Here is an 11,342-nt window from a genome sequence, read left to right on the forward strand (position 1 = left end):
ATAGCCTCTTTTTTTATTACATATAACCATTGTCAGTTTTTGTTGGTAAATCGATATATGTTAAAAATCGCTGATATATTTTGAGTTGTGGTCGATATATTCAAAAGATCGCCGATAAAAATTTCATTTACTAACGTACGGCACGCATTACAAAATTGAAAAATCATCTGTTGGAGCCAAAAGTCTTTAATTCTTATCCTCTTTCTCTTTCACAGCAGACAATACAGTTTGTTTTACCCATGCTTTTCGATTCCTATGTTGTATAGCCCATTGGTATAAACCTTGCACACCTAAAATAAGTGAAATGACTATGCCGCTAAACGCGATTAGAAGAGCAAAATATTCTAGGGGTGAAGATATATGATTTGAATCAGTGTTTTTTAAAAGGTCAATCATAGTAAACCCTAGCATTTGGCCCACTACAGAATAGAGAGTTAAAATTAATAATAAAAGGCTATCTTTTTTAGAGGCAACATTTTCTTGATATTTAAACAAACTATCAAGATTTTGTTTCGCATTTGTGAACAGTATTTCAATATTGAAAAGCTTTCTTAAACGAAAGAAAATATCTTCACTTTGTGACTGAGATACTAATTCTAAAGAAAAATAATTAGCTGTAAACGAATTGATAGAATAAATTAACTTCTCTATCTCATTTGTATCCTGTTCAATATTTAGTTCAGCATAAGCGTTTGCCATTTTTAATAATACAATTTTATGAAATAAGTTTAATAATAAAGCGTAATAAAACTCCCCATACATTTGGCTAGCAAGTTTAGCTATTTTATTATCATCTTCGTTCGTAATACATGTGAAAATATGTTCTTCCATTATGAAATAACGATTAGGAGCCCACCTTTGATAGGCGTGCTGTTTTAAGTAATCATTAATATAAGGGAGATTGTTCGCACTAACATATGGTTTACCATCACTTGTTAATCCAGAAAGACTGGAAGTACGATAAACATCAATAACGTTAAGTTCCATATTTTCTTTTAGCGATAACAAAGTTTGCACGTACATTCTTTGGTCTTCAAAGAAAGGAAAAGTTTGAAAGTAAGAACTTCTTAATCTTTTCTTTTCAAAAAAATCTGTTAAGCCGTTAAATAAATAACCGAAAATGAATTTTTCAACTTGGGAATATTTTTTCCCATCGCATGTTATGCAAATATTTTCGTCCGTTTCATCTCTCGTTTCAAGTACACGGAATCGTGTAGCGAATTCTATTGCGTCTGATAGTGTCATATTTGGAGAGGTGTTAACTTCAGTTCGAATTGTTAGGAACCCAAGTTCATAAGGGCATAGTGTTACATCGATTGAGTGCACTGTGAACGGGACAGAGATTAGATTTGTTGTTAAATGTCCGTTTAAATTGAGATCTTTAGAATAGCGCTGTAATCCTTTTTGATGCTCAGAGCGAGGAAAGAGAATTTTATTTGTAAATGAAAGATAGTATGCTTCCATATTTTGATGTGAAACATGAAACTCCCCGTAATATGTATTTTCATCTTCGAGATGATCGAGTCGAAAGGGCCGGAAATCATTTTTTTGTAAGAAAGGGAACATATTTTGTTCATATCCACTTTTGAACGAAAATGGGAAAATAAATTGAAAAATCGCTGTTGATACATATTTTTCTTCGATTGTTTGTATTGCCTCCATTTACATAGTTTCCTTTCAATATAAGCTATAGAAACAACATGCCCAAATCTGCTTAAAAATAACCACTGTTTTTCACTCGGTTAAGAATGAAAATTCAGCTTATTCATTAGGGGACATGTACAATATTATGTATACTAAAAGTAGTAATATCATGTTTTAAAAAGGGGGATGTAATATGCGCATTTTAGTATTAGGAGCTGGAGGCGTTGGTGGATTTTTTGGTGGACGACTAGTAGAAAAGGGAGAAGATGTTACTTTTCTCGTTCGTAGTAGACGGAAACAACAATTAGAGAAAAAAGGTCTTGTTATCCGAAGCGTTAACGGAGATTTTTCATTTCAACCGAAATTAATAACGAAAGAAGATATCACTGCTCCATTTGATGTGATTTTATTTTCAACAAAAGCATATCACCTAAAAGAGGCAATAGTAGATTTGAAATCATTTGTAGGTGAGAATACAGTCATAATCCCATTATTGAATGGTATGGCTCATTTATCACTATTACAAAAAGAGTTTAGTGAGGAAAAGGTGATTGGTGGTTTATGCTTTATTGAAACGACATTAAATAGCGAAGGGGATGTCGTACAAACTAGTGCTGCCAATAGACTTGTATTTGGGGAAATTAAGCCTCAAGATGTAGAGAGAATGCAACGTATTTCTAAAGTATTTGCGGGTACGAAAGCTAGTTTTGTATTAAGTGAAAATATTTTGCAGGACATGTGGCATAAATATTTATTTATCACCGTAATGTCAGGAGTGACAACATTAATGCGTGCGCCAATAGGGCCGATTCGTGAAAGTGAAGGTGGACGTGAATTTATCCGAAATGTATTTGAGGAATCTATGCAAATTATGAGGGCATTTGGAGCTCCAGTTAAGGATAATATTGTTGAGGAACATATGAAAACAATTGATAAAATTTCTTATGATATGAAGTCCTCTATGCAGCGTGATATGGAAAAAGGTTCGTTCATTGAAGGGGCGCATTTGCAAGGATATTTGTTGGAACTAGCAAAGCAATTGCATATAGATACTCCATTATTGGAAATAGTATATCAAAACTTAAAAGTATATCAAGAAATGTTTTTAAATAAAGAATTGGTATAGTTTATTTGTAGTAGTGAAATGAAAGAAGTATAGAAAAAACATTATTGTTTTTTCTATACTTCTTTCTGTTTTTTAGTGAAGGTAGAAAATGTATGATCGTTCAATGGGGATTTTGAATAATTTAGTGCACGTATAAAAACAGCATTTGATGAAATTGGATGTTTGCTTTTAATACATAGATAAATAAGTGAGTTCTAAAAATGGTGAGTATTGAAATATAAATGTGATGGAAAGGAGAGGGGAGCATGACTATAATTACTTTTTTAGGTTTGTTTTGGGGCTGGATTATATTAATTGTATCCGGAATTCTTTTTATACGGCCATCCGTGTTACGCGAATTGAAAAGGCTAGTTGTGGAAGATAGAGGTTCTGGAATTATGTATGGATTTTTATCAATTTTCTTAGGCGTAAGCACAGTTATTTTGCATAATGTATGGGAGTTCAATTGGCAAGGCTTTGTAACACTTATAGGGTGGCTATCACTCTTAAAAGGGATTTACATTATTTCATATCCTGAACCATCAAAAAAGACAAATTTTGAAGTGCGTGTACTATCTACTCGTATAGTACTTGCAGTTATTTCTGCTTTAGCTATTTGGATGCTTGTTGTAATTTATACGCAATAAATTTATCGGTGTTTAAGAATAAAAAAGTCTGTTTTAAGTTACATTATGTAAAAACAGACTTTTTTAATGTTGTAACTTAGTTCAAATCAATTATCGATTCCTTTTATTTTCTTGTGTAATATCCCGTTCTTTTTCCATATTACCGTATAGATGGTTGATTTCTTTTCTAACTTCATCTAAAAAATAATCTGATAAGATTGGTTTCTTTTTCTTTGACATATGAGCCTCCTAAATGGTTGTAATATTATTAATTATGATTATTTATTCTGGAATCATACATAATCATCATAATTTTTTTAGCTTTTTAAAATTTGAGTTATTTTATGAAAATTTTTATTTACTTTTTAAAAATAAAGGAGTATTATAATCCACAGTTTCAATTTTCTAAATCGCTGAAACTGCATGGTGCGGGGGACCCGTTTAAATGGATTAGTACATAATTCAATGGGGTGAATCCTTGAAAAAGGTAGGGCTACTCATAGGCCCGAATCCGACAGCTAACCTCGTAAGCGTTATATTGAGAAGGAAGGTGGAGCTTGTGCGACAAAAAAATTAATGTCTACAAGTCTATTCGTTATGGCTTGTAGACATTTTTATTTTCTGAAGAGATAGTTTATTGGTTGTGACTAGCAGAATGGTTCGTACAAAATTATTGGAGAGTGGACAGCAGTGGTTTCAGCTATCAAAAAATTTTTAATTGGAAGACCGTTAAAATCAACCGAGTTAGGAGAACAAAAGCTTAATAAAACGAAGGCGTTAGCGATTTTATCTTCTGACGCATTGTCATCGGTTGCTTATGGTCCAGAGCAAATTTTAATTGCATTAGCAGGTCTTGGAGCAGTAGCTTATTGGTATTCTATTCCAATAGCTGTTGGGGTATTAGTATTATTGACAGCTCTTATTTTATCTTATCGACAAATTATTTTTTCTTACCCTCATGGCGGGGGGGCATATGTTGTATCAAAAGAAAATTTAGGGATGAATCCAGGCTTAATAGCAGGAGGATCTTTATTAGTTGATTACATTTTAACTGTTGCAGTAAGTGTGTCTGCAGGTACAGATGCGCTCACATCTGCTTTTCCTAGCTTACATGCACATAATGTAATCATTGCGATTATATTTGTCATATTGATTACTATTTTAAATTTAAGAGGGGTAACTGAATCAGCTTCGATTTTAGCATATCCTGTTTATTTATTTGTTTTAGCATTATTTATACTAATTGGTGTAGGAATATATAATATTTTAACTGGTCAAGTTTCACCGACTTTACATTCGCCAATTGGAACACCCGTTGCAGGAATTAGTTTGTTTTTACTGTTAAGAGCGTTTGCATCAGGAAGTTCTGCTTTAACAGGTGTTGAAGCAATCTCTAATGCAATCCCAAATTTTAAAGATCCTTCTCCTAACAATGCGGCAAAAACATTGCTTGCGATGGGTGCTTTACTTGCCGTTTTATTTTCGGGAATTGTCTTTTTAGCTTACTATTATGGCATTAATCCAAGTAAACAAGTAACGGTTGTTTCACAAATCGCTGAACAAACATTTGGACGTAATTTCATGTACTATTTCATACAAGGTACAACAGCTTTAATATTAATTCTTGCTGCTAATACAGGATATTCTGCCTTTCCATTATTGGCGGTTAATCTTGCGAAAGATAAGTTCATCCCGAGAATGTTTACAATTAGAGGAGACCGTCTAGGGTATTCAAACGGTATTATTATACTTGGGATTGCTTCGATTATTTTAATTGTAGCTTTCCAAGGGAAAACAGAACACTTGATTCCGCTATATGCGGTAGGGGTATTTATTCCATTTACACTTTCTCAAACTGGAATGGTACTAAAATGGCTTCGTGAAAAACCTGAGGGATGGATGTTACGATTAACGATTAATTTAACTGGTGCAGTTATTAGTTTTATCGTTATGAGTATGTTCTTTTTAACTAAATTCGCGCAAGTTTGGTCAATACTTATTTTCTTACCTTTCATTATCTTCTTGTTTCATCGAATTAAGAAGCATTATGATGCAGTGGGTGATCAATTAAGTTTAAAAACTTGTGAGCGAATTGTTCCGATTGAGGGGAATGTAATTGTCGTTCCTGTAGCTGGCATGACTCATGTAGTAGAAAATTCATTGAATTATGCTAAGGCTCTTTCTGCAGATCAAGTTATCGCTGTATATGTTGCTTTTGACAGAGAAGAGGAAAAGAAATTTGAAGAGAAATGGAAGAAGTGGCAACCTGAAGTAAGGCTTGTTACATTACATTCTCATTATAGAAGTATTATTCAACCGTTAACAAAGTTTATTGATACGGTGCAATATAAGGCGAGTGAATCAAATTACCGAGTTACGGTCGTTATACCACAGTTTATTCCGAAAAAAGGTTGGCATAACATTCTTCATAATCAGTCTAGTTTACTCATTCGTGCGTTTCTACTGTATCGAAGAAATGTTGTTATTACGACAGTGCCATATCATTTGAAAAAATAAGAAAAATAAATGTTAGAGATAGCTTCACTTTTGTGAAGCTATCTTTTTGTATGTTCTATGCATAATTGCATATCGGCCTAAAAGATATACTAATATAATTTTATTGTTTGTGGGTTAGTCACGTTTTCTAGTGTGAGTTATGGATATTTCAATTGAGTTAGTCTCTCGGATTTTATTTTGAAATAAGGACATGAGACCTTGAAAATAAAGGGAATAAAAATACTTCTTTACGGTGGATAAATAGCTGTGTTTAAATGACCTTACAGTACAAAATTTGAATGAAAACAAAATGAAATTTCATACTTACGTAGGTTTATTAGTTTAAAACGAATAATATTTTCATGTAATATATTCACTATGTGCATGTGAAGATTGAAAGTTTATACAAGACTATTCATACTAAGCACATATGATAAGTTATGAAATGTTCTATAACATTAAGTGAGTACTGTAAATCGAGAGAGGTGGTTAGTACATGAATCACGATGAGAACGTTCTTTATTTTTAACCATCTCAATATATGAAAGAAAATAGAATAATACAATGCGATATTAATAGTTGCTAATACATAGGAGGAGTTAAAGTGAAAAAAACTTTAATTACAGGGTTATTGGTTACAGCAGTATCTACGAGTTGCTTCATTCCTGTAAGCGCTTACGCTAAGGAGGGGCAATCAGAAGTGAAAGTACTAAATGTGCAAAATGTAATTGCTCCAAATACATTATCAAATTCAATTAGAATGTTAGGATCGCAATCACCGCTTATACAAGCATACGGATTAATTATTTTGCAACAACCAGACATTAAGGTAAACGCTATGAGTAGTTTGACGAATCATCAAAAATTTGCAAAGGCGAATGTACGCGAGTGGATTGACGAATATAATCCGAAGTTAATCGACTTAAATCAAGAGATGATGAGATATAGTACTAGATTCAATAGCTATTATAGTAAGCTATATGAACTAGCAGGAAAAGTAAATGAAGATGAACAAGCAAAAGCAGATTTCACAAGCGCATATGGAAAATTACAAGTGCAAGTACAAACGATTCAGGAGAGTATGGAGCAAGATTTGTTAGAACTAAATCGATTTAAAACGGTATTAGATAAAGATAGTAGCAATTTATCGATTAAAGCTGATGAAGCAATAAAAACACTACAAGGATCAAATGGAGATATTGTGAAATTAAGAGAAGATATAAAAAGAATTCAAGGGGAAATTCAAGCTGAACTAACTACTATTTTGAATAGACCACAAGAAATTATTAAAGGTTCTATTAATATCGGTAAACAAGTATTTACAATCACAAATCAAACTGCACAAACGAAAACAATTGATTTTGTTTCTATCGGTACTTTAAGTAATGAAATTGTAAATGCTGCAGATAGTCAAACGAGGGAAGCAGCTCTTCGTATTCAGCAAAAGCAAAAAGAGCTACTACCACTTATTCAAAAGTTATCACAAACTGAATCAGAGGCGACTCAGATTACATTCGTTGAAGATCAAGTAAGTAGTTTTACAGAACTAATTGATCGCCAAATCTTAACTTTAGAAACGTTATTAACGGATTGGAAAGTTTTAAATAATAATATGATCCAAATTCACACAAATATTGAAGAAGGCACGTATACAGACAGTAGTTTACTTCAAAAACATTTCAATCAACTCAAAAAAATAAGTGATGAAATGAATAAGCAAACAAATCAATTTGAAGATTACGTTACAAACGTTGAAGTACATTAAAAAGAAAAATAATTAACGATATAGGGAGAGAAGAAAAATGACAAAAAAACCTTATAAAGTAATGGCTCTATCAGCACTTATGGCAGTATTTGCAGCAGGGAATATTATGCCGGCCCATACTTATGCAGCTGAAAGTACAGTGAAACAAGCTCCAGTTCATGCGGTAGCAAAAGCTTATAATGACTATGAAGAATACTCATTAGGGCCAGAAGGCCTGAAAGATGCAATGGAAAGAACAGGTTCAAACGCTTTAGTAATGGATCTGTACGCTTTAACGATTATTAAACAAGGCAATGTTAGTTTTGGAAATGTATCGTCAGTTGATGCAGCTTTAAAAGGAAAAGTGATTCAGCACCAAGATACAGCTAGAGGAAATGCGAAGCAATGGTTAGATGTATTAAAGCCACAGCTTATTTCAACGAATCAAAATATTATTAATTACAACACGAAATTCCAAAACTATTATGATACTTTAGTTGCTGCGGTTGATGCAAAGGATAAAGCAACTCTTACGAAAGGTCTAACTAGATTATCAAGTAGTATTACTGAAAATAAAGCGCAAGTAGATAAGTTAGTAGAAGACTTGAAGAAATTCCGAAATAAAATGACTACAGATACTCAAAATTTCAAGGGAGATGCAAATCAAATTACATCTATCTTAGCTAGTCAAGATGCTGGAATTCCGCTTCTGCAAAATCAAATTACAACGTATAATGAAGCAATTAGTAAATATAATGCAATTATTATCGGTTCATCTGTTGCAACAGCTTTAGGCCCAATTGCAATTATCGGTGGTGCGGTTGTAATTGCTACGGGAGCGGGAACTCCGCTAGGAATCGCATTAATTGCAGGTGGAACAGCAGCTGTAGGTGGTGGAACAGCTGGAATTGTACTAGCTAAAAAAGAACTTGATAATGCACAAGCTGAAATTCAAAAAATAACAGGGCAAGTTACAACTGCTCAATTAGAAGTAGCAGGATTAACAAACATTAAAACACAAACTGAGTATTTAACAAATACAATTGATACTGCAATTACAGCGTTGCAAAACATTTCAAATCAATGGTATACAATGGGATCAAAATACAATTCTTTACTTCAAAATGTAGATTCTATTAGTCCAAACGACCTTGTTTTCATTAAAGAAGATTTGAATATAGCTAAAGATAGCTGGAAAAACATTAAAGACTATGCGGAAAAGATTTATGCTGAGGATATTAAAGTAGTGGATACGAAAAAAGCATAATAGCAACTAAACCGTTACAGCATTACGTAAAGATAAATGATTTTTAAATAATGGAGAGCTCCTGTTCAGTAGTGAGCAGGAGCTTTTTTACCTCTAACGTTTCATATCCTCATAAAAAGAATAGGTGATAAGTATGCGTAATAATTTCTATAAAAAATGTCTTTTAACGATAATGATTGCTGGAGTCGCAACAAGTAATGCGGTTCCTTTACATCCTCTTGCAGCAGAACAAAACGTAAAGACACTACAAGAAAATGCGGAAAATTATTCTCTCGGTCCAGCAGGATTCCAAGATGTAATGGCGCAAACAACATCAAGCATATTTGCAATGGATTCATATGCAAAATTAATTCAAAATGAACAAGAGACTGATTTGAGTAAAATAAGTTCAATTAATGGCGAGTTAAGGGGGAATATGATTCAGCATCAAAAAGATGCAAAAATTAACGCGGCATATTGGCTAAATGAAATGAAACCTCAAATTATGAAAACAGATCAAAATATTATTGATTTTAATAATACGTTTCAGACGTACTATAATCGTTTATTATCAGCGATTGATCAAAAAGATAGTGTGAAGCTAAAAGCAGATTTAGAAAAGTTGTATGCGGACATTTTAAAGAATCAAAATGAGGTAGACGTATTATTAGGGAATTTAAAAGCTTATCGCGATAGAATGACGAAGGATACAAATAGCTTTAAAGAAGACTCGAATCAATTGACAGCGATTTTAGCAAGTACGAATGCTGGAATTCCAGCTTTAGAGCAACAAATCAATACATATAACGATTCAATCAAAAAGAGTAACGATATGGTGATTGCTGGTGGTGTACTTTGCGTAGCACTAATAACTTGTCTTGCGGGCGGACCGATGATTGCGATTGCGAAAAAAGATATTGCAAATGCAGAACGAGAAATAGCCAGTTTAAAGAATAGGATTTCTGGAGCGCAAGCAGAAGTGGCAATTTTGACAGATGTAAAAAATAAAACAACAAATATGACAGAAACAATTGATGCAGCAATTACAGCACTGCAAAACATATCAAATCAGTGGTATACGGTAGGTGCAAAATATAATAATTTACTACAAAACGTAAAAGGAATCAGCCCTGAAGAATTTACCTTTATAAAAGAAGATTTAAATACGGCGAAAGATAGCTGGACAGATGTAAAGAATTACACGGAGAAATTACATGAAGGCGTGACGAAGTAAAACTTTAATTAGTGAGTGTATTCCCAATTTTTTAGCCGACTTATTATACAGGTGCTATTATTGTCATTATTTGTCCGTAAGTCGATATATTTGAAAAATCGCTGATATAATTTCATTTACTTTAGTACGTCTATAAAAAGGGATGTCACCGAGTCAAAAATTTCGACTCAGGGACATCCCCTTATTTTTTATTATCCAATAGTCGAAATTTCTTGCATAAAGCTGTATAATGCTTGTAACGAAAGGGAAATACAGGAAAGGATATGTAATTAGTTACTATGGATAAAGATAAACAACAATTAAGTGTCGAAGTTGCAAGATTATATTATCAATCAGATTATAGTCAGCAAGAAATTGCTAATAAATTAAATATTTCAAGACCTACGATTTCTAGACTATTAAAGTATGCAAAAGAAAAAGGGTTTGTTCAAATTAGTATAGCTGATCCATTTGCTGATTTAGATAACGTAGGGAATTTACTTAAAGAAAAGTATAATTTGTTAGAGGCTCATGTTGTATTTTCTCCTGTACCAGAATATGCAACGATTACGGAGTACATTAGTAAATATGCTGCTGAGTATATGGAAAAGACAGTTGAAAACGGTGATATCGTTGGTGTTAGCTGGGGAATGACGATGTATGAAATCGCTAGAAAAATCGTACCGCAACATGTAAAAGGGGTAGAGGTTGTTCAATTAAAAGGTGGCATTAGTCACTCGAGTGTAAATACATATGCGAATGAGACAATTGCTTTATTTGCAGATGCTTTTCAAACGACGCCAAGAAATCTACCACTTCCAGTTATATTTGATAATGCGGTGACAAAAGAATTAGTAGAGCAAGATAGACATATTCATCATATTATCGAAATGGGAAAACAAGCGAACATTGCAATTTTCACTGTCGGAACAGTGCGTGATGAAGCGTTATTATTCCGATTAGGATATTTAGATAAGGATGAAACGAGCTTACTGAAAAAACAAGCGGTCGGTGACATTTGTTCACGTTTCTTTGATGGAGACGGAAATATTAGTAGCGAAGAAATTAATCAGCGTACAATTGGAATTGAGTTAGAAGAATTAAAGTTAAAGAAACGTTCTATTTTAGTTGCAGGTGGTAATAGAAAAATAAAAGCAATTGATGGAGCGTTAAGTGGTGGGTATGCAAATGTGCTAATTATAGATCAGCATACGGCGAAAGAATTGTTACATTATCAAAAAGGTTAGAAATAAAAGGCTTTCTCAAAA

General features: G+C 33.1%; 9 protein-coding genes and 1 riboswitch. Of the genes, 7 read left to right on the forward strand and 2 right to left on the reverse strand.

From position 1 onward, the window contains the following. Positions 1-186 precede the first annotated feature (186 nt). Positions 187-1,662, reverse strand: a complete 1,476-nt coding sequence (locus tag U860_RS0130495; protein ID WP_025151430.1) for a hypothetical protein — start codon at positions 1,660-1,662, stop codon at positions 187-189. A 175-nt stretch (positions 1,663-1,837) separates the two neighbouring features. Here U860_RS0130495 and panE point away from each other — a divergent pair, with 175 nt between their 5' ends. Together panE and U860_RS0130505 are read left to right on the forward strand one after the other, a co-directional pair. Continuing rightward, a complete protein-coding gene (gene panE, locus U860_RS0130500; RefSeq protein ID WP_025151431.1) occupies positions 1,838-2,770 on the forward strand; it encodes a 2-dehydropantoate 2-reductase in 933 nt (310 codons plus the stop codon). Positions 2,771-3,015: 245 nt separating this feature from the next. Next, positions 3,016-3,396 carry a hypothetical protein gene (locus tag U860_RS0130505; RefSeq protein WP_025151432.1) on the forward strand — a complete coding sequence of 127 codons (381 nt, stop codon included), beginning with the start codon at positions 3,016-3,018 and terminating at the stop codon, positions 3,394-3,396. Between the two features lie 90 nt (positions 3,397-3,486). On the opposite strand, the gene U860_RS36935 is transcribed toward U860_RS0130505, so the two are convergent. Then, on the reverse strand, positions 3,487-3,615 hold the full coding sequence (locus tag U860_RS36935; protein ID WP_025151433.1) for a hypothetical protein: 129 nt from the start codon (positions 3,613-3,615) through the stop codon (positions 3,487-3,489). Positions 3,616-3,776: 161 nt separating this feature from the next. Then, positions 3,777-3,923, forward strand: a riboswitch (cyclic di-AMP (ydaO/yuaA leader). Between the two features lie 142 nt (positions 3,924-4,065). On the opposite strand from U860_RS36935, the gene U860_RS0130520 reads away from it, so the two are divergent. From U860_RS0130520 to U860_RS0130540, 5 genes are all read left to right on the forward strand, one after another. After that, complete coding sequence (locus U860_RS0130520) at positions 4,066-5,892, forward strand: APC family permease (protein ID WP_025151434.1); 1,827 nt, start codon at positions 4,066-4,068, stop codon at positions 5,890-5,892. A 583-nt stretch (positions 5,893-6,475) separates the two neighbouring features. Further along, a complete protein-coding gene (locus U860_RS0130525; protein WP_025151435.1) occupies positions 6,476-7,636 on the forward strand; it encodes an HBL/NHE enterotoxin family protein in 1,161 nt (386 codons plus the stop codon). A 37-nt stretch (positions 7,637-7,673) separates the two neighbouring features. Continuing rightward, entirely contained in the window at positions 7,674-8,882 is a 1,209-nt protein-coding gene (nheB, locus tag U860_RS0130530) for a non-hemolytic enterotoxin NHE subunit B (RefSeq protein WP_025151436.1), read from the forward strand. Positions 8,883-9,015: 133 nt separating this feature from the next. Beyond that, the gene (locus U860_RS0130535) at positions 9,016-10,095 is read left to right on the forward strand and encodes an HBL/NHE enterotoxin family protein (RefSeq protein WP_025151437.1); all 1,080 of its coding nucleotides are present in this window, start codon (positions 9,016-9,018) and stop codon (positions 10,093-10,095) included. Positions 10,096-10,373: 278 nt separating this feature from the next. Next, positions 10,374-11,321: a sugar-binding transcriptional regulator gene (locus tag U860_RS0130540; RefSeq protein WP_025151438.1), complete on the forward strand. Its 948-nt coding sequence runs from the start codon at positions 10,374-10,376 to the stop codon at positions 11,319-11,321. Positions 11,322-11,342: the final 21 nt, after the last annotated feature.

This window comes from Bacillus sp. H1a (assembly GCF_000633475.1).
Taxonomy (GTDB): Bacteria; Bacillota; Bacilli; order Bacillales; family Bacillaceae_G; genus Bacillus_A; species Bacillus_A paramycoides.

Bases quoted from the DNA above. Each gene is read 5' to 3' on its own strand.
- U860_RS36935 (WP_025151433.1), bottom strand. From the start codon at position 3,615: ATGTCAAAGAAAAAGAAACCAATCTTATCAGATTATTTTTTAGATGAA.
- U860_RS0130505 (WP_025151432.1), top strand. From the start codon at position 3,016: ATGACTATAATTACTTTTTTAGGTTTGTTTTGGGGCTGGATTATATTA.
- nheB (WP_025151436.1), top strand. From the start codon at position 7,674: ATGACAAAAAAACCTTATAAAGTAATGGCTCTATCAGCACTTATGGCA.
- U860_RS0130540 (WP_025151438.1), top strand. From the start codon at position 10,374: ATGGATAAAGATAAACAACAATTAAGTGTCGAAGTTGCAAGATTATAT.
- U860_RS0130535 (WP_025151437.1), top strand. From the start codon at position 9,016: ATGCGTAATAATTTCTATAAAAAATGTCTTTTAACGATAATGATTGCT.
- U860_RS0130495 (WP_025151430.1), bottom strand. From the start codon at position 1,662: ATGGAGGCAATACAAACAATCGAAGAAAAATATGTATCAACAGCGATT.
- panE (WP_025151431.1), top strand. From the start codon at position 1,838: ATGCGCATTTTAGTATTAGGAGCTGGAGGCGTTGGTGGATTTTTTGGT.